The 20,970-nt window shown below is 60.4% G+C and carries 19 protein-coding genes; 9 read left to right on the top strand and 10 right to left on the bottom strand.

What is annotated here, in order from left to right:
• Positions 1-91 precede the first annotated feature (91 nt).
• The 5 genes from J1G35_RS13305 to J1G35_RS13285 are packed head-to-tail and all read right to left on the bottom strand — an operon-like array spanning position 92 to position 5,562.
• Positions 92-820 (bottom strand): alanyl-tRNA editing protein, encoded by a 729-nt coding sequence (locus J1G35_RS13305; protein ID WP_053132747.1) that lies wholly within the window; start codon positions 818-820, stop codon positions 92-94.
• A 2-nt stretch (positions 821-822) separates the two neighbouring features.
• On the bottom strand, positions 823-1,815 hold the full coding sequence (locus J1G35_RS13300) for a serine O-acetyltransferase (RefSeq protein ID WP_223015178.1): 993 nt from the start codon (positions 1,813-1,815) through the stop codon (positions 823-825).
• Positions 1,816-1,852: 37 nt separating this feature from the next.
• Positions 1,853-2,767 carry a cysteine synthase family protein gene (locus tag J1G35_RS13295; protein ID WP_223015177.1) on the bottom strand — a complete coding sequence of 305 codons (915 nt, stop codon included), beginning with the start codon at positions 2,765-2,767 and terminating at the stop codon, positions 1,853-1,855.
• Between the two features lie 15 nt (positions 2,768-2,782).
• The gene (moeB, locus tag J1G35_RS13290; protein ID WP_053132758.1) at positions 2,783-4,645 is read right to left on the bottom strand and encodes a molybdopterin-synthase adenylyltransferase MoeB; all 1,863 of its coding nucleotides are present in this window, start codon (positions 4,643-4,645) and stop codon (positions 2,783-2,785) included.
• Positions 4,646-4,668: 23 nt separating this feature from the next.
• On the bottom strand, positions 4,669-5,562 hold the full coding sequence (locus J1G35_RS13285) for an EamA family transporter (RefSeq protein WP_223015196.1): 894 nt from the start codon (positions 5,560-5,562) through the stop codon (positions 4,669-4,671).
• 160 nt (positions 5,563-5,722) lie between these two features.
• On the opposite strand from J1G35_RS13285, the gene J1G35_RS13280 reads away from it, so the two are divergent.
• Positions 5,723-7,147 (top strand): PLP-dependent aminotransferase family protein, encoded by a 1,425-nt coding sequence (locus J1G35_RS13280; RefSeq protein WP_223015176.1) that lies wholly within the window; start codon positions 5,723-5,725, stop codon positions 7,145-7,147.
• A 177-nt stretch (positions 7,148-7,324) separates the two neighbouring features.
• On the opposite strand, the gene J1G35_RS13275 is transcribed toward J1G35_RS13280, so the two are convergent.
• The gene (locus tag J1G35_RS13275) at positions 7,325-8,143 is read right to left on the bottom strand and encodes a pyruvate, water dikinase regulatory protein (RefSeq protein ID WP_003193298.1); all 819 of its coding nucleotides are present in this window, start codon (positions 8,141-8,143) and stop codon (positions 7,325-7,327) included.
• A gap of 177 nt (positions 8,144-8,320) precedes the next feature.
• On the opposite strand from J1G35_RS13275, the gene ppsA reads away from it, so the two are divergent.
• The 8 genes from ppsA to J1G35_RS13235 all read left to right on the top strand — a co-directional run bounded on the left by ppsA (position 8,321) and on the right by J1G35_RS13235 (position 16,418).
• Positions 8,321-10,696, top strand: coding sequence for a phosphoenolpyruvate synthase (ppsA, locus tag J1G35_RS13270; protein WP_131699689.1), 2,376 nt, complete (start codon positions 8,321-8,323; stop codon positions 10,694-10,696).
• Between the two features lie 106 nt (positions 10,697-10,802).
• Entirely contained in the window at positions 10,803-11,792 is a 990-nt protein-coding gene (locus tag J1G35_RS13265) for an alpha/beta fold hydrolase (protein ID WP_223015175.1), read from the top strand.
• Between the two features lie 188 nt (positions 11,793-11,980).
• Complete coding sequence (gene rraA / locus J1G35_RS13260) at positions 11,981-12,472, top strand: ribonuclease E activity regulator RraA (RefSeq protein WP_027603684.1); 492 nt, start codon at positions 11,981-11,983, stop codon at positions 12,470-12,472.
• Between the two features lie 25 nt (positions 12,473-12,497).
• Positions 12,498-13,493: a zinc transporter ZntB gene (locus tag J1G35_RS13255; protein ID WP_223015174.1), complete on the top strand. Its 996-nt coding sequence runs from the start codon at positions 12,498-12,500 to the stop codon at positions 13,491-13,493.
• An 86-nt stretch (positions 13,494-13,579) separates the two neighbouring features.
• Positions 13,580-13,825 (top strand): hypothetical protein, encoded by a 246-nt coding sequence (locus J1G35_RS13250; protein ID WP_025854229.1) that lies wholly within the window; start codon positions 13,580-13,582, stop codon positions 13,823-13,825.
• A 2-nt stretch (positions 13,826-13,827) separates the two neighbouring features.
• On the top strand, positions 13,828-14,652 hold the full coding sequence (locus J1G35_RS13245) for a mechanosensitive ion channel domain-containing protein (RefSeq protein WP_003175519.1): 825 nt from the start codon (positions 13,828-13,830) through the stop codon (positions 14,650-14,652).
• A gap of 87 nt (positions 14,653-14,739) precedes the next feature.
• Entirely contained in the window at positions 14,740-15,330 is a 591-nt protein-coding gene (gene sigX, locus J1G35_RS13240) for an RNA polymerase sigma factor SigX (protein WP_053132772.1), read from the top strand.
• Positions 15,331-15,437: 107 nt separating this feature from the next.
• Positions 15,438-16,418, top strand: coding sequence for an OmpA family protein (locus tag J1G35_RS13235; RefSeq protein WP_053132775.1), 981 nt, complete (start codon positions 15,438-15,440; stop codon positions 16,416-16,418).
• A gap of 59 nt (positions 16,419-16,477) precedes the next feature.
• Here J1G35_RS13235 and cobA read toward each other — a convergent pair whose 3' ends face one another.
• From cobA to J1G35_RS13215, 4 genes are all read right to left on the bottom strand, one after another.
• Entirely contained in the window at positions 16,478-17,221 is a 744-nt protein-coding gene (gene cobA / locus J1G35_RS13230) for a uroporphyrinogen-III C-methyltransferase (protein WP_053132779.1), read from the bottom strand.
• Positions 17,222-17,247: 26 nt separating this feature from the next.
• Positions 17,248-18,918, bottom strand: a complete 1,671-nt coding sequence (locus tag J1G35_RS13225; RefSeq protein WP_223015173.1) for a bifunctional protein-serine/threonine kinase/phosphatase — start codon at positions 18,916-18,918, stop codon at positions 17,248-17,250.
• On the bottom strand, positions 18,918-20,129 hold the full coding sequence (locus J1G35_RS13220) for a nitrate/nitrite transporter (RefSeq protein WP_053132785.1): 1,212 nt from the start codon (positions 20,127-20,129) through the stop codon (positions 18,918-18,920). The genes J1G35_RS13225 and J1G35_RS13220 overlap by 1 nt, the downstream gene beginning before the upstream one ends.
• Positions 20,130-20,384: 255 nt before the next feature.
• The gene (locus tag J1G35_RS13215) at positions 20,385-20,960 is read right to left on the bottom strand and encodes an ANTAR domain-containing protein (protein ID WP_053132788.1); all 576 of its coding nucleotides are present in this window, start codon (positions 20,958-20,960) and stop codon (positions 20,385-20,387) included.
• Between the last annotated feature and the right edge of the window lie 10 nt (positions 20,961-20,970).

Genomic DNA, 20,970 nt, shown 5'->3' with positions numbered 1-20,970 from the left:
CGTTTCTGAATGTTACAAGCGGGTAAATTTGCTGTCAGTTTGCTGTACGAAACGCGACTGGGACACGGGCGTCCCAGCCGCCGATCCGGGGTTATTCAAAGCGCAAAATCACCCTGCGGTTGTGCTTGCTCTTCTTCTCGATTTTCTCGCAGAACACCCGGCCGATTTCCTCGGTGTTGATCACATGTGTCCCACCGCACGGCTGGATATCGATCCCGCCGATTTCAATCACCCGTACCGAGCCTTGGATCACCGGCGGCGCAACCGCCTGCGTGCGGGTGATCTGCAGCAGGGTGGTGTACTCCGAAGCCGGCATCGACAGGGTTTTGACCTGGTGGGCCTGTTCGATCAGCGCGTTGAGGTCACGGGTGATGGTGTCTTTGTCGAGGGTCATTTCCGGCAGGTCGAAATCCAGGCGACCTTTGTCGGCACTGATGCTGCAACCGGTCACCGGTGCGTCGATGAGCGAGCACAGCAGGTGCAGGCAGGTGTGCATTTTCATGTGCTGGTAGCGCCGCTCCCAATCCAGGCCGGCGTCCACCAATACCCCGGCGACCAACTGCGCGGGGCAGTGTTCCACCTGGTGCCAGATGATCGAACGCTGTACCGGGTCGCGCACCGTGCCGGTCACTTCGACCCGTGTGCCGTCCGCCAGGCTCAAGTGGCCGGTATCGCCTGGTTGGCCGCCACCCGTGGGGTAGAACAGGGTGTGTTCCAGGGCAATGCCGTGTTCGCTGACGGCAATCACCCGGGCGCTGAATGCGTTCTGGTAGGGCGCGCTGTCAAACAGCGCCAGGGTTTCCATGGTGTGCACGGACATGTTCAACCTCCGACGATCAGTGGGCTGGCTTGCAGCAGGTGGCGCACCATTGCGCTCAAGCCAGGGGGAGAGAGCAGGGTGATTTCGAATTCCGGCCCGCAGACTTTCAGGTTCAGCGGCAGGCGCGGCAGGTGGTTGCCGGATTCGAGGCGGTGCAGCCTGAATTGCAGGTGGTGACGCTCCTTTACCGTCGGCTCCAGCATCAAGCCTTGCAACGGGTGAAAGTCGGCGTCCAGCACCGTGACCTTATGGCTGGTATTGACCTCGCCGACCACGTGCAGGCGCTCATCCAGGGCGAAGGCACCGAGGTAATTACTGTGCTCCGATTCATCGTTTTTTTGCAGTTGGATCTGGTTCACCACCTTCACCTTGGTGCCGGCGGGTACGTCCTGGGTGATCACACAGGCGGGGCTGATAAACACGTTGTCGCCGATCAGCACATAGCCCAGCACGCGGGCGCCCGAGCCGACCTCGACGTTGTTGCCCAGGCGCGGATGACGTTTGCCATCGGGGTTGTTGGCAATGCCACGGGCCCCCAGGGTCACGCCGCAGAGGATGTAGCAGTCGTTGCCGATTTCGCAGGTTTCGCCGATCACCGTGCCGTAGCCGTGGTCGAGCACAAAGCGCCGGCCGATACGCGCTGCCGGGTGGATTTCGGCCCCGGAGAGGACCTTGCCCTGGTTGCTGAGCTTGAGGGCGATGCGTGAAAACACCCCGTTGGTCTGGTCGGGAAAATTCCATATCTGGTGCGCAAGCCGGTAATAAAGCACCGCCTTGAACGAGGCGTAGGACTCCAGGATCAGCTCGCCGCGTCCGCGGGACGCCGGGTCGCGATAGGCATAGGCGATCAGGTCTTCGGCCACCGCCTGGGCGGCATTCTGGATCAGCGGCGCCAGGTGCGGCTCAAGCGCCTTGATCTGCGCGGGTGTGAGGGTCTTGATGAGGTGGGTGAGCAACTCATCGTGCAACTGTCGCATGTCGATAAAGCCGCCCATGGAGGCTCCCCCGCATTCTGGATGGTTGAAAAACCGGTTATTCGAAACTGGGCAGGTAGCTGTCGGCATTGTCGTAGACCATGGTCAACACCACCGTTTCGGGCGGCAATTCGGGGGCGAGCCTGGCGATGGCCACCATGTTGGCCGCAGAGGACAGGCCCAGGCTGATGGCGTCGGTGCGCATGATGCGTTTGATCATGTCGATGCACTCCTGGCGCGAGACCTTGAGCATGCCGTCGATCACCTCCAGGTTGAGGATGCTCGGGATCAGCCCGATCGACAGGCCCTGGATATGGTGCGGCGCGTGCTGGTTTTTCAGCAGGTCGCATTCTTCCGGCTCCACGCCCATGACGCGCACGCCAGGCCAGCTGGCCTTCAGGGTTTCGCCGATGCCGGTGATATGCCCACCGGTGCCGATGCCGCAGACGAAGTAGTCCGCGCGCTTATCGCCAAAGGCGCGAAGGATTTCCGGTGCGGTGGTGTCACGGTGGGTCTGCGGGTTGGCGCCGTTGCGTTGCTGGTTGAGCATCACGTAGCTGGGTTTTTCCAGCTGCAGCTCCATGCATTTTTCGCCGTGGGAGTTGTTGCCCAGGCGGCTGTCCGAGAGCACCACCTTGGCGCCGTACAGGCGCAGCAGCTTCTGTTTTTCGGGGCTGTAGTTGTCGGGGATCACCAGCACCACCTTGTAGCCCAGCACGTTGCCGGCCATCACCAGGCCGATGCCGGTATTGCCGCCACTGGGTTCGATGATGGTTTGCCCGGAGTCGCGGATGAGTACGCCGCGCCGCTCGGCGTCGAGAATCATGCCCAGGGCGATGCGGGCCTTGTGGCTGCCGCCAGGGTTGAGGGATTCGAGCTTGGCGTAGACCTCAATGCCGAGGTCTTCGGAAAACTGCGCCAGGCGCACGATCGGTGTGTGGCCAATGGCGTCGAGGATAGAGTTATGCAACATCATTCAGTCCTCGGCTCAATACAACGGCATATCGGGTTCGACGTCGCGAACCCAGTGCTTCATGCCGCCTTGCAGGACTTTGGTGTTGGCGAAGCCAGCCGCCAACAGCGTACTGGCCGCTTGCTCGGCGCGGGTGCCGGCGTAGCAGATCAGGTAGTGAGTGTTGTCGCGGCTGAGGCGGCCGAGTTGCCCATCCAGTTCGGCCAGGGGGATATGCACCACGCCCGGTAGTTTGCACACCTCCAGTTCGCTGGCGTCGCGCACATCCAGCAGCACGTCGGCGCTGTTGGGGTGTTCGAGCACCTGCTTGAGTACACGGGGCTTGATGTAGCGCTCCTCGGCCAGGGACGGTTGGCTGGGCACGGCATCTGCGCACACGGTGGGCGCCAGGGTTTCGCTGTGGCGCAGCTCGGAGCAGCACGGGCAGTCGGCGCGGCGCTTGAAGCGTATTTCGCTGAACTTCATGGCCAGTGCATCGAAGCGCATCAGTCGGCCGGAAAGGGGCTCGCCAATGCCGATCAGCAATTTGATGGCCTCGGTGGCCTGGATCATCCCGACCACCCCAGGCAGCACGCCGATCACCCCGCCGGCGCTGCAATTGGGCGCCAGCTCTGCGGGCGGTGCGCTGGGGAACAGGCAGCGGTAGCACGGCCCGCCTTGGTAGTTGAGCACGCTGATCTGCCCGTCGAAGCGGTAGATGGCGCCGTACACCAGGGGTTTGCCCAATTGCACGCAAGCGTCGTTGACCCGGTAGCGGGTGTCGAAATTATCGGTGCCGTCGATCACCAGGTCGTAGGCGCCTACCAGTTCCAGGGCGTTATCGGCGTTCAGGGCGGTGTTGTGGGCGTTGATCTGGATATGGCGGTTGAGGTCCTGCAGGCGCTGTTTGGCCGACTCGACCTTGGGCATGCCCAGGGTGCTGTTGCCATGGACGACCTGGCGTTGCAGGTTGCTGCTTTCCACCACATCGAAATCCACCAGCCCCAGGGTGCCGACACCGGCCGCTGCCAGGTACAGGCTGATGGGCGAACCCAGGCCGCCGGTGCCGATGATCAACACCTTGGCTTTCTTGAGGTTCAGCTGGCCTTCGCGGCCAACGCCGGGCAGGGTGATATGGCGCACATAACGTTGCACTTCCTCGTTGCTGAGGCCGTCGATGTCCATACCGCCTGACGTGGCGAGCAACACTTCGATCCTGGCTTTTTCCGGCAGCCGGTCGTCGGCGCTGATCAGCTCTTCCTCGGCAGTGAACAGGAAGTGTTCCTTGAGCTGGTTGTTCTTTTCGTGAAACAGATGGGGGCGCAACTGCGGGTGGCTGCTGCAGAGGTTTTCAATGACTTCGCGCAATGTCGATCCGGCGCCCTCAAGGGTCGATTCCGGCAGCTTGGCCACGCGAACCAGAATGTCGGGGAAAGAGACAGCGTTCATGGACAACTCCGTGTGCAGGTCGTTGAAGGGGTTTAGGGCGAAATGCTTGCCATCCCAGGCAAACAGCTTGGAACCCAGGGCCTGGCCCTGGCGAACGTCGACCACCAGGTAACTGACGGGGTAGATCGGCTCGCCCATGAACAGCGCCTTGTCCTGGTCTTCATCGCTGAAATAGGCGCCGACGTCCGGGTGGGAGTGGTAGATCACCACCACCGGGTTGTCGCTGCGAAACGCCTTGTTCATCAGCAGCGTGTCGGCCACCGAGAAGGTGTAGCCATTGGCCGCGCTGCGCGGGTACATCTCGGGGTTCTTGCGGTGCAGTTCGTTCTGGATGTTGTTGCCCAGGTACACGCTGCCGTCGGCGAAGACAAAACCGCAGCATTCCTCGGGGTAGCTGCGGCTGGCGTGGGTGTAGATCTGTTCCAGGGCTTCGGGGCGGAGGACGTCCATGTTTCTCTCGCGTCGGTTGATGATCAATTTTTCTTGGCCAGGAGTTTTTCAACGGGCAACTTGGTGATCGCAAAGCCGGCCAGCAGGATGGCCGAATACAGCATCAGGTCGCGGGAAATCGCCACGCCTTCGTACCAGGCACCGATGATCACCGCGAACACCGGGAAAATGATGAATACGAACGACAGGATGATCGGGCTCAAGCGCTTGAGCAGCATGAAATACACGATGAACCCACCCACCGATGCCACCAGCCCCAGGTAGAACAGCGCGCTCCAGGAGCGCAGGGTGATGTCTTCGAAGGTCGGCGTCTCAAACCACAACCCGGCCACGAACAGCATCAGCCCGGCAATGCCGATGGGCAGTGTGTTGTAGGTGATCACGCTGATGGCGCTGCCTTTTTGCTTGGTGATGACGTAGCACAGGGCATGCATGATCGCGGCGGTCAGGATCGCCAGTACCCCGAAGAACTCGGCGTGGTCCAGGTGCAGGCCCTGGCTCCTGATGATCATGTAGAGGCTGCCGAAGCCGATACCGATGCCGACCACCTGGGAAAAGTAGATACGCTCGCGCAGGAACAGCGCGGAGAAAATCAGGATAAACACCGGCATGCAACTGAACAGCAGGGCGGTGAGGCCGGATGAGACATGCATCTCGCCGTAGTTGAGCAGGTAATAGGGCACGCTGAAGTAGGACAGGGTCACGAATACGAAGAACCAGCGGCTCTCGCGAGGAAACAGGATGGGCTCGCGGCGCACCATGGCAAAACACAGGAACAGCGGGAAGGCTATCAGGAAGCGCAGGCCGGCGGACGTCAACGGCGGCACGCTCTCGACGGCAATCTTGATCCCCAGCCAGGTGGTGCCCCAGCTCAGGCACACGATCAGGAACATCACGCTGGTGACCAGGCCGGCCAACCACTGTTTCTGGTTTTTTGTTTTGGTGGTGTTTTCGAGAACGGCTGACATTGGCATCGTTTATTGCTTCCCTGAGCCGGAATTGAACTCTATATTGAGCTGGTAATGAGTGATAAATTTCGGCGATTGAACCCGTAAAAGCACACTATTAGGGCAAAAGATGGCTGTCAAAACAAATATTGACATGGTGTCAATTATGCGTGAGGGGTTGTCCAACGGGCAGGGCGTGAAGTACAAGCGCCTGTCCGATGTCATGGAACGGGGCATCCTCGAAGGCTTGATTGAGCCGGGACGAAAACTTCCGCCTCATCGGGTGCTTTCCGACAATCTGGGGGTGACCATCGGCACCATCAGCCGGGCCTACGGTGAGCTGGAGCGTCTGGGGTTGGTGGTCGCGCGAGTGGGTGACGGCACTTTCGTACGCAAGCGAGGGATGGAGCGCCAGCGTGATGAAGGCTTTCGTAACTTCAGCGAGGAGCCGCGCCAGTACTTCGACATGAGCCGCAACATGCACATCCCGGGTCAGGAAACCACCTTCCTGGCCCAGAGCTTCCAAACCCTGTCGACCAACGCCAAGTTCCTTCAGGACATCAGCGCCTACACCCCGGATGCCGGCCTGCCGCGTTATCGCGACGCGGGCGCGCAGTGGCTGGTGCAGCGTGATTTTCATCCGATCCCCGAGCAGGTGATCTGCGTCAACGGCGGCCAGCACGGCCTGCTGTGCGCGATGATGGCTTTGCTGCGCGCTGGCGATACGGTGGTCACCGAACAACTGACTTACCCTGGGCTGATCACCGCCGCGCGTATGCTGGGTATCCGCCTGATCGGCCTGGAGATGGACGAAGAAGGCGTGCTGCCAAGCGCGCTGGATGAAGTCTGTCGTAATCACCGGGTTTCAGCGTTGTATTGCACGCCGACCATCCAGAACCCGACCACGGCGGTGTTATCCGTGGCGCGGCGCGAAGCGCTGGTGAAGGTGTGCCGGGAACATAATCTGCTGATTCTTGAGGACGAAGCCCACGGTGTATTGGTCGAAGACCGTCCGCCGCCCCTCAGCCATTTCGCCCCCGAGCGTACGATTTTGATCAGCAGCCTGAGCAAGGCCGTGTCTGCCGGGTTGCGTGTGGGCTATGTGCATGCGCCCCCGGCGCTGGTCAGCCGTATCTCGGCGGCTTTGCGCTCCACCTGCTGGATGGCCACGCCGGTGACCCTGGAACTGGCGACCCAGTGGATCGAAAACGGTACGGCGGAATACCTGCTGCGCCAGCAGATCAACGAGATCAGCCGGCGCAAAGCCCTGGTGCAGGATTTGTTGGCGGGCCTGGCCTATCGGACCCATCTGAACAGTCCGCACTTCTGGATCGAAGTGCCGGAGCCCTGGCGCGCGTCGGAAATCGAGGCGGAGCTCAAGCAGAATAATTACCTGATCGCCACCGCCGAGGCGTTTGCCGTTGGTCAGACGGCGGTGCCGCAGTTTATTCGGGCGAGTATCTGCAATACGTCGGGGGATGATCAGTTGTTGCGGGCGGGGTTTGATGCGTTGGCGACGGCGTTGGGGCTGGGGGGTGGGCGGTTTCACCTGTAGCGAGTGGACGTCCAGGCGCGTTGTGGCGAGCGGGCTTGCCCCGCGTTGGGCTGCGAAGCAGCCCCAATCAAGATAAATGCGGTGTGTCAGCCAGTTCTCGGTGACTGGTTCAGGGCTGCTGCGCAGCCCAACGCGGGGCAAGCCCGCTCGCCACAGTAAAGCTAGAGTCTCAAGGCGTTATTTGAAGCGCCGCTCCACACCTTTCTCCACCAAAATCTTCGCCGAAATCTCTTCCACCGAAAAATGCGTGGAATTGATGTGCGCAATATTCTCGCGACGGAACAGATTTTCTACTTCGCGTACTTCGAATTCGCACTGGGCGTAGCTGGAGTAGCGGCTGTTGGGCTTGCGCTCGTTGCGGATGGCGGTGAGGCGGTCCGGGTCGATGGTCAGGCCGAACAGCTTGTGCGAATGGGCGCGCAGGGCCGCGGGCAGCGTCAGGTGCTCCATGTCGTCTTCGGTCAGCGGGTAGTTGGCCGCACGGATGCCGAATTGCATGGCCATGTACAAACAGGTGGGCGTTTTGCCGCAGCGCGATACGCCGACCAGGATCAGGTCGGCCTTGTCGTAGTAGTGGGTGCGGGCGCCGTCGTCGTTGTCGAGGGCGAAGTTCACTGCCTCGATACGCTCCATATAATTGGAGTTATGCCCAATGGAATGGGACTTTCCGACCGAATAGGAGGAGTGTTCGCTCAACTCCTGTTCCAGCGGCGCGAGGAACGTCGAGAAAATGTCGATCATGAAACCATTCGACGTTGCCAGAATCTCACGGATGTCTTGATTGACAATGGTGTCGAAAATGATCGGCCGAAAGCCGTCTTTTTCAGCGGCCAGATTGATTTGTTGTACCATGGCCCGCGCTTTATCCACGCTGTCGATATAAGGCCGCGTGAATTTGGCAAAGGTAATATTTTCGAACTGCGCGAGCAGGCTCTGACCCAGGGTTTCGGCAGTGATGCCGGTGCCATCGGAGATAAAGAAAGCAGATCGTTTCATTTGAGCCCTGGGCCTTAAGCTGATGACGAATCTTGGATATGATAGGCGCGATTTTGCCGTCCCATAGTGGGCCGCATTCTCACTTATTTTCCAGGTCCAGGCCACAAACGCGGGTAATCGCTCCTACGAGCAGCCGGCGTCCTGAGCTTTTCCAACACAGTTAGTGGAGAGATCACCTTGGTAGAGTACGTAGTTTCCCTCGATAAGCTCGGCGTCCATGATGTAGAGCACGTAGGGGGCAAGAACGCATCCCTCGGCGAGATGATCAGTAATCTTGCAGGCGCAGGTGTGTCGGTGCCGGGTGGTTTCGCCACCACGGCCCAGGCCTACCGCGATTTCCTCGAACTGAGCGGCCTCAACGCTCAGATCCACGCCGCGCTGGATGCCCTGGACGTCGATGACGTCAATGCCCTGGCCAAGACCGGCGCCCAGATCCGCCAATGGATCATGGAAGCCGAGTTCCCCGAGAAGCTCAACGAAGAAATCCGCACCGCCTTCGCCACCCTGTCGGCCGGCAACCCGGATATGGCCGTCGCCGTGCGTTCCTCGGCCACCGCCGAAGACTTGCCCGACGCCTCCTTCGCCGGCCAGCAAGAGACCTTCCTTAACATCCGCGGCGTGGAAAACGTGATCCGCGCAGCCAAGGAAGTGTTCGCTTCGCTGTTCAATGACCGCGCCATTTCCTACCGTGTGCACCAGGGTTTCGACCACAAGCTGGTGGCCCTGTCTGCCGGTGTGCAGCGCATGGTACGTTCGGAAACCGGCACCGCCGGCGTGATGTTCACCCTCGACACCGAGTCGGGCTTCCGTGACGTGGTGTTTATCACCGGCGCCTACGGCCTGGGCGAAACCGTTGTCCAGGGCGCGGTCAACCCGGACGAATTCTACGTACACAAGCACACCCTTGAAGCCGGCCGCCCGGCCATTCTGCGCCGCAACCTGGGCAGCAAGGCGATCAAGATGATCTACGGCGACGAGGCCAAGGCCGGTCGTTCGGTGAAAACCGTGGACGTCGACAAGGCCGAGCGCGCGCGCTTCTGCCTGAGCGATGCGGAAGTCAGCGAATTGGCCAAGCAAGCGATGATCATCGAAAAGCACTACAAGTGCCCGATGGACATCGAATGGGCCAAGGACGGTGACGACGGCAAGCTGTACATCGTGCAGGCCCGCCCGGAAACCGTGAAGAGCCGTACCTCGGCCAACGTCATGGAGCGCTACCTGCTGAAAGAAACCGGCACCGTGCTGGTGGAAGGCCGTGCCATTGGCCAGCGCATCGGCGCCGGCAAGGTGCGGATCATCAAGGATGTGTCCGAGATGGACAAAGTCCAGCCCGGTGACGTTCTGGTTTCCGACATGACCGACCCGGACTGGGAACCGGTGATGAAGCGTGCCAGCGCCATCGTTACCAACCGTGGCGGGCGTACCTGTCACGCGGCGATCATCGCCCGCGAGCTGGGGATCCCAGCGGTGGTGGGTTGCGGCAACGCCACCCAACTGCTCAAGGACGGCCAGGGCGTGACCGTCTCCTGCGCCGAAGGCGACACCGGCTTCATCTTTGAAGGCGAGCTGGGCTTCGACATCAAGCAAAACTCCATCGACGCCATGCCCGACCTGCCGTTCAAGATCATGATGAACGTCGGCAACCCGGACCGCGCTTTCGACTTCGCGCAGTTGCCGAACGCCGGTGTGGGCCTGGCCCGCCTGGAGTTCATCATCAACCGCATGATCGGCGTGCACCCCAAAGCCCTGTTGAACTACGACGGCTTGCCGCTGGACATCAAGGAAAGTGTGGACAAGCGCATCGCCGGCTACAACGATCCGGTGGGCTTCTACGTCGAGAAGCTGGTGGAAGGCATCAGCACCCTGGCGGCGGCGTTCTACCCGAAAAAGGTCATCGTGCGCCTGTCGGACTTCAAGTCCAACGAATACGCCAACCTGATCGGCGGCAAGCTCTACGAGCCGGAAGAAGAAAACCCGATGCTGGGCTTCCGTGGCGCTTCGCGTTACATCAGCGAAGCGTTCCGTGATTGCTTCGAGCTTGAATGCCGCGCCCTCAAGCGTGTGCGCAACGAGATGGGCCTGACCAACGTCGAGATCATGGTGCCGTTCGTGCGCACCCTGGGCGAGGCGAGCCAGGTCGTGGACCTGCTGGCAGAAAACGGCTTGTCCCGTGGCGAAAACGGCCTGCGCGTCATCATGATGTGCGAACTGCCGTCCAACGCCATCCTCGCCGAAGAGTTCCTGGAGTTCTTCGACGGTTTCTCCATCGGTTCCAACGACCTGACCCAGCTGACCCTGGGCCTGGACCGCGACTCCGGGATCATCGCTCACCTGTTCGACGAGCGTAATCCTGCGGTCAAGAAGCTGCTGGCCAACGCCATCCAGGCGTGCAACAAGGCTGGCAAGTACATCGGTATCTGCGGCCAAGGCCCTTCCGATCATCCGGACCTGGCCAAATGGCTGATGGAGCAGGGTATCGAAAGCGTCTCGCTGAACCCCGATTCCGTGCTGGAAACCTGGTTCTTCCTGGCGGAAGGCCAAGCGTCCGCTTAAGGTCGTCATGTCAAAAGTGCCGGTCCCCTGTCGAAGGTGACCGGCATTCTTATCTGTGCAGGGCGGAACTCCTTCCGGACGCCGCCCTTTTTTGTGCAAGAGCATTATGCAAAGCAGCAGCAACCTGTTTCCCGTCGCCCTGATCAGCGCTGAACGTCGTGGCGACCTGAGTGAAGATGTGTACCGCCTCAAACCCGGTAACAGCCCTGACGGTACCGTCGAGCTGGCCGTTACCCGTTTGGGCCTGGCCGATGTCCCGGAAAGCCGGGGCATCCCGGTTATTTTGTTGCACGGCAGTTTTTCCAATCGGCGCTTTTGGTACTCGCCCAAAGGTATCGGCCTGGGCGCTTACCTGGCGCGCCAGGGGTTCGATGTGTGGATCCCGGAGATGCGTGGTCATGGGCTGTCGCGGCGCAATCAGGGCTACGCCCGGAACCGCGTCGCCGACTACGCGCGCTACGATTTGCCGGCCATCGGCGCGTTTGTGCGTGAGCAAAGTGCGCAGATTTCCCATTGGATTGGCCACTCCCTTGGCGGCACAACCCTGGCTGCGGCCCTGGGTGGGCAGCACCTGGGTGCACCGGCGGTGGCCTCGGTGGCCTTGTTTGGTTGCCAGGTCAGTCGCAGCCACTGGCCGTTGAAACTGCCCCCGGTGGAGTGGACCGGCCGTCTGCTTTTGAAACGTTTCGGCGAAGTCTCCGGTTCGCGGCTCAAACGGGGGCCGGAGGACGAGCCAGCGGGTGTGCTGATCGAAGCCATGCGCTGGAATGGCCTGTTCGGGCGCTTCGGCGAAGGCAAGCAGGATTGGTGGAAAGGCCTGGCAGACGTCGATGTGCCGCTGTTGGCCGTCAGCGCGGCGGGCGATCAGCAAGATCCGGACTGGGCGTGCCGCAAGCTGTTCGAGCAGATTGGCTCCGAGCACCGTCAATACCTGTGTCTGGGGCGCCGGCAAGGGTTTACCGGTGATTTCGGGCATGTGGAAATGCTGGTCAGCAAAGCTGCGCAGTCCGAAGTGTGGCCCCTGGTGGCCCAATGGCTGAAAGATCCGCTCACACCGTTGTTCGGGGTGTCGGCCGAGGTGTTGGCGACGGTTTGATGCAGCGCTCTGCCAAGGGCGTTTCACTCGTGTGTGGTTGCGGCTAAGATATGACGCGTTAAACGCTTCTGGTCATATTCAGTCGCTTACTGGTTATTGCGTTGCGACGAAGCGGATGGGATGTTGCGCACCGGCTCCGGCTGGCGCTTCTTTCGAAAGACACTTCTTTGACGGAAAGGAATTTTTCAATGAACCATTACGTGACCCCCGACCTGTGCGACGCCTACCCGGACCTGGTGCAGGTGGTCGAGCCGATGTTCAGCAACTTCGGTGGCCGAGATTCCTTTGGCGGCGAGATTGTCACCATCAAATGCTTCGAAGATAACTCCCTCGTCAAGGAACAGGCCGACCAGCCGGGCGCCGGCAAGGTGCTGGTGGTCGACGGTGGTGGTTCCCTGCGCCGCGCGTTGCTGGGCGACATGATCGCCGAGAAAGCCGCGAAAAACGGTTGGGAAGGCTTGGTGATCTACGGCTGTATCCGTGACGTCGATGTCATTGCCCAGACCGATCTGGGCGTGCAGGCGCTGGCCAGCCACCCGATGAAAACCGACAAGCGCGGCATCGGTGATCTGAACGTGGTGGTCACGTTTGCCGGTGTGACCTTTCGCCCGGGTGAGTACATCTACGCCGACAATAATGGCGTGATTGTCTCGCCAAGCCCGCTGCAAATGCCTGAATAAACTGCAATAACCAACAGGGGTGAGGATGTTCGAGGAAGAAAACGCGCAGTGGGGGCTGGTGCATGCCCTGGTGCTGGACGGTAAAGGCGGTGCGCGTTCGATTGCCCGGACTGAGCTCGACGACTTGCAACTGCAGCCTCAGGAAAGCCTGTGGCTGCATTGGGATCGCAGCCATCCCCAGACCCAGACCTGGCTGCGCAAATCCAGCGGTTTGAGCGAATTCGCCTGTGACCTGCTGCTGGAGGAGAACACCCGCCCGCGTTTGTTGCCGTTGCCTGATTCGGAACTGCTGTTGTTCCTGCGCGGGATCAACCTCAATCCGGGAGCCGAGCCGGAAGACATGGTCTCGGTACGCATCTTCGCTGCCGCCAGCCGCGTGATTTCCCTGCGTTTGCGCCCGCTGCGCGCCACTGACGAACTGCTGGTGCAGTTGGCGGATGGCAAGGGGCCGAAAACCGCGTCGGAACTCATCCTTTATATGGCGCAGTACCTGACAAACAAGGTCCAGGATCTGGTCACGGACTTGTCGGAAATCGTCGATGCCGAGGAAGAAAAACTCGATACCGACGAACGGTATACCCCTGAACATGGCAGCATTTTGCAGATCCGTCGCCGAGCGGCCGGGCTCAAGCGTTTCCTCGCGCCACAGCGGGATATTTTTGCCCAGCTCACGCGGATAAAATTGCCGTGGTTCTGTGACGACGATGCCGACTACTGGAACGAATTGAACAACAGCCTGACCCGCTACCTGGAAGAGCTCGAATTGACCCGGGAGCGCGTGGGGCTTGTGCTTGAGGCTGAAGACCGGCGCTTGAACGTGCGCATGAACCGCACCATGTATCGGTTCGGGATCATCACCGGGATCTTTCTGCCGATGAGTTTCCTCACTGGCCTGCTGGGTATAAATGTGGGTGGCATACCGTTCTCTGCCAGCCCCTACGGATTCGTGATTGCATGCCTGTTGATGGTGTCGGTGGCGCTCGGACAGTGGTGGTTGTTTCGACGATTGCGCTGGGTTTGAGCTGAATATGACCTGAACGTAGGAAGGGTCCTATGTGACCTCAAGAATTTTACCCTCGTCTTTTAAAACACTTGCGAGAGGTCTTTATGCACGATCCGTTCGAACAGTCTTTACGTGACATGCTCAATGCCTCGCCGTCCAACCGTGACGACGATGCCTGCCTGGGCCGCGTGTTGAAAACCGCTAACCGTCAGGTGGGCGCGGGTGACCTGTTCGGTCTGCTCGGCCGCTGGGTGCCAGCGTTGATGATGGCCCTGAACAATGGTTCTGCGCACGTATCGCCTGTTTCCCGTCGTAAACCCCTTGCTCGCACTGCTGATAAGGCTGATTGAATATGGAACTTGATCTCTGGACCCAGAGCCTGGTCACCGCGATGACCGCATTGTGGACCAAGGTGGCGAATTTCATTCCCAACCTGTTTGGTGCCCTGGTACTGGTGTTGCTGGGCTTTGTCGTGGCCAAGCTGCTCGACACCCTGCTGTCCAAATTGCTCGCAAAACTGGGTCTTGACCGCCTGATGGCCGGCACTGGCCTGACCAAGCTGCTGGGGCGCGCCGGGCTGCAAGTGCCGATCTCCACGTTGATCGGCAAGATCGTCTACTGGTTTGTTTTGCTGATATTTCTGGTTTCTGCGGCGCAATCCCTTGGACTTGAGCGAGTTTCAGCTACGCTCGACATGCTGGCGCTGTATTTGCCGAAGGTTTTCGGTGGCGCGCTGGTGCTTCTCGTAGGCGTTTTGCTTGCACAATTGGCCAATGGGCTGGTGCGCGGCGCCGCCGAAGGTGTGGGATTGGACTATGCCGCTGGCCTGGGGCGAATTGCCCAGGGGCTGGTGATCATCATCAGTATTTCGGTCGCGATCAGCCAGTTGGAGGTCAAGACTGACCTGCTCAACCACGTGATTGTGATCGTTTTGATTACCGTTGGTCTGGCCGTTGCGCTGGCCATGGGCTTGGGAAGCCGGGAAATTGCCGGCCAGATTCTTGCGGGAATCTATGTGCGTGAGTTGTATCAGGTTGGGCAACAGGTGCGTGTGGGCGAGGTCGAAGGGCAAATCGAGGAGATTGGCACAGTCAAGACAACGGTGCTGACCGATGACGGCGACCTGGTGTCGTTGTCCAATCGGATTCTCCTGGAGCAGCAGGTCAGTAGCCGCTAACCCGGCAAATCCTGCTAATGTACGCCGCCGCAAACCCGGCTGACCGGGCTGTAGCGGACATTGACCTGACTGTCGGCACGACTTGTTTTGAATAAAGCCCAAACGCTGTCCACGCGCTATGACCCCCGTGAGCTCTCTGATGAGGAGTTGGTCGCGCGCTCGCACACGGAGCTGTTTCACGTAACTCGCGCGTACGAAGAATTGATGCGCAGATATCAACGCACTCTGTTCAACGTTTGTTCAAGGTATTTAGGGAACGATAGAGATGCGGACGATGTCTGTCAGGAAGTGATGCTCAAGGTGTTGTACGGCCTGAAGAACTTCGAGGGCAAATCGAAGTTCAAGACCTGGCTCTACAGCATCACCTACAACGAGTGCATCACGCAGTATCGGAAGGAACGGCGAAAGCGTCGCTTGATGGACGCTTTGAGTCTGGACCCCCTTGAGGAAGCGTCTGAAGAAAAGGCGCCGACACCCGAGGATAAGGGCGGACTCGATCGCTGGCTGGTGTATGTGAACCCGATTGACCGAGAAATTCTGGTGCTACGATTTGTCGCAGAGCTGGAATTCCAGGAAATCGCTGACATCATGCACATGGGTTTGAGTGCTACAAAAATGCGTTACAAACGTGCTCTTGATAAATTACGTGAGAAATTTGCGGACGAGACTGAAACTTAGTGCGTGGCAAATATCTCTTACGTGTAGGCAAGTTCTGTTAGACTTGTCGCCGAGTTGTCCCCCGGTTTGTGGGACTGCTTTACAATCACCAGATGGGGATTTAACGGATGAAACTGAAAAACACCTTGGGCTTGGCCATTGGTACTCTTATTGCCGCTACTTCTTTCGGCGCGCTGGCACAAGGCCAAGGCGCAGTTGAAGGCGAGCTGTTCTACAAAAAGCAGTTCAACGATAGCGTTAAGCACATCGAAGACGGCTACAATCCTGGCGCTCGCATCGGTTACTTCCTGACCGACGACCTGTCCTTGAACCTGTCGTATGACAAGACTAACCACACCCGTTCGAACGACGGTACTGGTAACCAGAAGATCAAAGGCGATACCGGCAGCCTGGTTGCCCAGTATCACTTCGGTCAAGCTGGCGTTGACAGCCTGCGTCCATACGTAGAAGGCGGTTTCGGTCACCAGAGCCGTACCAACGTACTGGCTGACGGCCACAGCGGTCGCGACCAGACTACTTTCGCTACCGTTGGTACTGGCGTGAAGTACTACTTCACCAACAACCTGTACGCTCGTGCCGGTGTTGAAGCTGACTACGGTCTGGACAACGGCAAGTGGGATTACTCCGCACTGGTCGGCCTGGGCGTGAACTTCGGCGGTAACGCTGGCGCAGTTGCTCCAGCTCCTACCCCAGCACCAGCTCCAGAGCCAACTCCAGAGCCAGAAGCTCCAGTTGCTCAGGTTGTTCGTGTTGAGCTGGACGTTAAGTTCGACTTCGACAAGGCCGTTGTTAAGCCTAACAGCTACGGCGACGTGAAAAACCTGGCCGACTTCATGGCTCAGTACCCAGCTACCAACGTAGAAGTTGCTGGTCACACTGACTCCGTAGGTCCAGACGCTTACAACCAGAAGCTGTCCCAGCGTCGTGCTGACGCTGTTAAGCAAGTCCTGGTTAAAGACGGCGTGGCTCCTAGCCGTGTAACTGCTGTAGGTTACGGCGAATCCCGCCCAGTTGCTGACAACGCAACTGAAGCTGGTCGTGCTGTTAACCGTCGCGTAGAAGCGTCGGTTGAAGCTACCGCTCAGTAATTACTGAGATGTAGAAAAAACCCGGCTTCGGCCGGGTTTTTTTTCGCCTGGAATTTGTATCAGGCACTGACTGCGGTAGCGACACACGCCGTCTGTTCGGCGTCCGCCACATGGCCGATCACCAGAATCGCCGGGCTCTTCAAGGCAAATGCCTGTGCGTCTTCATGCATCCGCGACAGCTCACTGCGGCATTCGCGCTGCTGGGGCAGTGATGCGTTTTCGATCATCGCCACCGGCATATTTGCTGCCATCCCACCTTCCAGCAATTGCTGGCGAATTTCCTCTAGCTTGGCCACTCCCATATACACCACCAATGTCGTCCCGCCTTCCGCCAGCGCGCGCCAATTAAGGCTGCTGTCATCCTGGGTGTGGGCCGTGACCAGGGTCACACCGCGGCTGACACCGCGCAACGTCAGTGGAATTGCGCAATTCGTTGCGCCCGCCAGCCCGGCGGTAATCCCGTTGACCAACTCCACCTCGACACCGCGCTCACGCAGCCACATCGCCTCTTCGCCGCCGCGCCCGAAAATGCACGGGTCGCCACCCTTTAGCCGCACCACGCACTTGCCTTGGCGGGCGTAACGCAACATCAGGCGGTGGATAAACGCCTGCGGGGTCGAGCGGCAGCCGCCGCGTTTGCCGACCGTGATCACTCGCGCCTTGGCGCAATGCTCCAGCACCGCCGGGTTGACCAAATCATCGATCAGCACCACGTCGGCTTCGTGCATGGCCCGTACAGCCTTGAGCGTCAACAACTCCGGGTCGCCAGGGCCCGCGCCCACCAGCCAGACTTTTGCGTTCATGGGTTTTTCCTCGTCGAGAGCTGACGTCAGCTGTGAAAGAGTGAATACAGAAGAATCAGATTGATCAGCATCGAGACCAGCCCCAAGGTGCGCCAGACCTTCAACGGTTCGCGCTCCAGCAGGGGCCTGGGGCGGATGCTCAGTTCCTGGCGGTCAGCCTGTTCAAGCACCCGCAGCCATTCCTCGGCGGTTTCGTAGCGATGCGCCGGCTGTGCGGCCACGGCCCGTTCCAGGCTCAGGGGCAGCCAATCCGGGAGATCCGGGCGATAGCGGCTGGCGCTGACCGCTTGGGCAAAGCGAGGCCGTTGGAAGGCTTCGATTTCCCCGTAGGGGTAATGCCCGGTCAACAGGTAATACAAGGTGACACCCACGCTGTACAAATCCTGTTGGGCTGTGGGACGGTCGCCATTGAACGCTTCGGGTGCGATAAAGCTCGGGGTGCCGGGCAGTACATGGGCACGGTCCTCTGAAAGACCGGGGCAGTAGGCCAGACCGAAATCCAGCACGCGCAATTCACCGTCATCCCCCAGCAGCAGGTTTTCTGGCTTGATGTCGCGGTGCAGGATCTGCCGTCGATGCAGCATGCCCACTGCGCGCAGCAAACGCTCGGCCACGGACTGCCATTGCGCCAGCGGCAATGGGCCCTGGTGCTGGAACAGATCGGCCAGGGTTTGCCCTGGGTATTCACGCATCACGTAGTACAAGTGCTGGCGCCCGCTGGCGGCATGCACTTCAGGAAATGCGCGCCCGGCTACCCGCCGCAGAAACCACTCTTCCGACAGTAATGCCTGGCCGGCGTCGCTGTCGTCGTCGCGGCTCAGTGGCAGGGTTTTCAGCAGCCAGGGTTGCTGTTGGGCATCGCGCACCCGGTACAGCAATGACTGCCTGCTTTGCGCCACCACGGCGTCCACCTGCCAGCCTTCAAAGCGTTGCCCGGATTTCAGCAGCGGTGGCAAGGGCCATTGCTGCAATTGCACCAGGGCGTCGCCGAGCGTGGCGGCGCCGAGTGTGTCGACGCGCACCAGCAAGGCGCTGGCATTGTCCTGGCTGCCCGCCAGGTGTGCGGCGCTGACCAGTGTGGTTACCGCCAAGTCCAGGTCGGTTTGTTCGCGCAGGATCGCGCTGATGCTGTGATCGCCCAGCGTGGCCCAGACGCCATCGCTGAGCAGCAGGAAGCACTCACCTTGGCGCAATTGGCCGTCGAGAAAATCCAGCACCAGGTGCTGATCCAGGCCGAGGGCACGTTTGAGCACATGCTGCATGCCTGGCTGTTCCCACACGTGATCTTCACTGATGCGCTGCAACTCACCGTCCAGCCAGCGATACACCCGGCAATCACCGACATGGGCCAGGGTGAAGCGCTGGCCGCGAAATACCAAGGCACTGAGGGTGGTCAGCAACGGCTGGCCGCCGCCATTGGCCTGCAACCAGCGATTTTGCGCCAGCAGCAAACGCTCCAATGCCTGTGCCACCCCCCAGGTTTGCGGCGTGGCGTAGTAATCCAGGGCCAGGGCCTGCAAGGTCGAGCGTGCGGCCAGGCCGCCGTCGGCGCACTGGCTCACACCGTCGGCCATGGCGCACAGGTAGCCTTTGCTCGCCGCCAGTTCCGCTGCGGGGGTGACGACCCGCAGTGCATCCTGGTTTTCCGCCCGTGGGCCGATGGCGCTGGCATGGGCGACGCTCAGTTGCAGACTCATCAGACGCGTGCGGCGGTCACTGCCGCCGAACCCCAGGTGGTTCTCCAGCGACGTTTGACGCCGTGCAGGCCGAACCAGGCCAGTACGCCCAGGCTGGCGAACAACCACAAGGCCAACTGATAGCTACCGGTGCTTTGCTTGATCGCGCCCATGCCTGCCGCCAGGGCAAAACCGCCGATACCGCCGGCCATGCCGATCAAGCCGGTCATCACGCCGATCTCACGCCGAAAACGCTGTGGCACCAACTGGAACACCGCACCATTGCCCGCGCCCAGGCCGAGCATGGTGCAGACGAAGAGGGCCAGTGCGGCATAGGAACTGGGCAGGTTGAACCCCACCGCCGCAATGCAGATCGCTGCCACGCTGTACATGCCGAGCAGGGTGCGGATCCCGCCGAAACGGTCGGCCAATGCTCCGCCCAATGGGCGCATCAGGCTGCCACCGAACACGCAGGCGGCGGTGTAGTAGCCGGCAGTCATGGGGCTCAGGCCGTATTGGTCGTTGAAATAGCCGGGCAGGGCGCTGGCCAGGCCGATAAAACCGCCGAAGGTCACGCTGTAGAAAAACATGAACCACCAGCTGTCGCGGTCGCCCAGGGCCTTGAAGTAATCGGCCATGGACTTGGCTTTAGGCCGCTCGGGCGCGTTGCGCGCCAGCCAGGCGAAGACGATCAGGGTCAGGATCAACGGAATCAGTGCGAAGCCGAACACGTTGCTCCAGCCAAACGCCGCCGCCAACACGGGGGCCAGCAGGGCCGCGAACACCGTGCCCGAGTTACCGGCCCCGGCGATGCCCATGGCCTTGCCCTGGTGTTCGGCCGGGTACCATTGGGATGCCAGCGGCAGCGCCACCGCGAAGGATGCGCCGGCCATGCCGAGGAACAGTCCCAGCAACAAGGCTTGTTCGTAGCTGTGAATCCCCAGTTTCCAGGCGCCGAATAATGCGACGATCACAATCACCTGGCCGATCAGCCCGGCGGTCTTGGGCGACAGCTTGTCCGCCAGCATGCCCATCAGGAAGCGCAATACCGCACCGGCCAGGATCGGTGTCGCCACCATCAGGCCGCGTTGCTGGGTGGTCAGGTGCAGGTCGGCGGCGATCTGCACCGCCAGGGGGCCCAACAAATACCAGACCATGAAGCTCAGGTCGAAATACAGGAACGCGGCAAACAGGGTCGGGGTGTGCCCGGATTTCCAGAAGCTTGATTTCATCACGCACCTCAACGGTTGGGAGTCTTGTAAGAAGGCCTGGTGATGGAGCCGCCGGCTGGGGCCGCCCCACCGGCCCCGTGCTACGGGGGCCAAAACAAAAAAACGCCGCCACCGGGTTCGCGAGGGCAAACCGGGTGTGCGACGTCTTTGTCGTGGAAGGGGCAACCGCCGTTGGTTACCTGTAATGATTACTTAGCAAGTCCTGCGCCAACACGCTGACCGTAGTGGTGTTGGATAAGACCGCATCTACCGGGTTCATCCGAGCAATTCACTCATGGCGATAATCTGCTCTGCCACCTGGATCAGTTTCTGCTGGCGGCTCATGGCCTGGCGGCGCATCAGGGTGTAGGCCTCTTCCTCATTGCAGGCCTTCATTTTCATCAGCATGCCCTTGGCCAGCTCGATGCGCTTGCGCTCGGCCAACTGCTGGTCCCGCGCTTGCAGCTGGGCGCGCAAGGCCTGGTCGCTCTCGAAGCGGGCCATGGCCACGTCGAGGATCGGTTGCAGGCGCTGGGCTTGAATGCCTTCAACGATATAGGCGCTGACGCCGGACTTGATCGCCTGGCGCATCACATTCGGGTCGTGCTCGTCGGTAAACATCACGATGGGCCGGGGCTGGTCGCGGCTGACCAGCACCACTTGTTCCATCACATCGCGGCCGGGTGACTCGGTATCGATCAGGATGACGTCCGGGCGCACCGTTTCGACGCGCGCCGGCAGGTCGATGGTCAGGCCGGACTCATCGATCACCTCGAAGCCGGCCTCGATCAGCGCTGCGCGCAAACGCCCGACTTTGCGCGGTGTGTCGTTGATCAACAGGATTCGCAGCATACATGTGCTC

Origin of the sequence: Pseudomonas sp. SH10-3B (assembly GCF_019891415.1) — a bacterium.
In the GTDB taxonomy this organism is placed as follows: Bacteria; Pseudomonadota; Gammaproteobacteria; order Pseudomonadales; family Pseudomonadaceae; genus Aquipseudomonas.
The sequence above is the reverse complement of the archived record's forward strand: the minus strand, read 5'-3'. Positions and strand labels throughout refer to the sequence as shown.

What these genes read in the sequence shown, in the direction of transcription:
- J1G35_RS13305 (WP_053132747.1), bottom strand. Translation starts at nt 820, where the DNA reads ATGTCCGTGCACACCATGGAAACCCTGGCGCTGTTTGACAGCGCGCCC.
- J1G35_RS13300 (WP_223015178.1), bottom strand. Translation starts at nt 1,815, where the DNA reads ATGGGCGGCTTTATCGACATGCGACAGTTGCACGATGAGTTGCTCACC.
- J1G35_RS13295 (WP_223015177.1), bottom strand. Translation starts at nt 2,767, where the DNA reads ATGTTGCATAACTCTATCCTCGACGCCATTGGCCACACACCGATCGTG.
- moeB (WP_053132758.1), bottom strand. Translation starts at nt 4,645, where the DNA reads ATGGACGTCCTCCGCCCCGAAGCCCTGGAACAGATCTACACCCACGCC.
- J1G35_RS13280 (WP_223015176.1), top strand. Translation starts at nt 5,723, where the DNA reads ATGGCTGTCAAAACAAATATTGACATGGTGTCAATTATGCGTGAGGGG.
- J1G35_RS13275 (WP_003193298.1), bottom strand. Translation starts at nt 8,143, where the DNA reads ATGAAACGATCTGCTTTCTTTATCTCCGATGGCACCGGCATCACTGCC.
- J1G35_RS13265 (WP_223015175.1), top strand. Translation starts at nt 10,803, where the DNA reads ATGCAAAGCAGCAGCAACCTGTTTCCCGTCGCCCTGATCAGCGCTGAA.
- rraA (WP_027603684.1), top strand. Translation starts at nt 11,981, where the DNA reads ATGAACCATTACGTGACCCCCGACCTGTGCGACGCCTACCCGGACCTG.
- J1G35_RS13255 (WP_223015174.1), top strand. Translation starts at nt 12,498, where the DNA reads ATGTTCGAGGAAGAAAACGCGCAGTGGGGGCTGGTGCATGCCCTGGTG.
- J1G35_RS13250 (WP_025854229.1), top strand. Translation starts at nt 13,580, where the DNA reads ATGCACGATCCGTTCGAACAGTCTTTACGTGACATGCTCAATGCCTCG.
- J1G35_RS13245 (WP_003175519.1), top strand. Translation starts at nt 13,828, where the DNA reads ATGGAACTTGATCTCTGGACCCAGAGCCTGGTCACCGCGATGACCGCA.
- J1G35_RS13235 (WP_053132775.1), top strand. Translation starts at nt 15,438, where the DNA reads ATGAAACTGAAAAACACCTTGGGCTTGGCCATTGGTACTCTTATTGCC.
- cobA (WP_053132779.1), bottom strand. Translation starts at nt 17,221, where the DNA reads ATGAACGCAAAAGTCTGGCTGGTGGGCGCGGGCCCTGGCGACCCGGAG.
- J1G35_RS13225 (WP_223015173.1), bottom strand. Translation starts at nt 18,918, where the DNA reads ATGAGTCTGCAACTGAGCGTCGCCCATGCCAGCGCCATCGGCCCACGG.
- J1G35_RS13220 (WP_053132785.1), bottom strand. Translation starts at nt 20,129, where the DNA reads ATGAAATCAAGCTTCTGGAAATCCGGGCACACCCCGACCCTGTTTGCC.
- J1G35_RS13215 (WP_053132788.1), bottom strand. Translation starts at nt 20,960, where the DNA reads ATGCTGCGAATCCTGTTGATCAACGACACACCGCGCAAAGTCGGGCGT.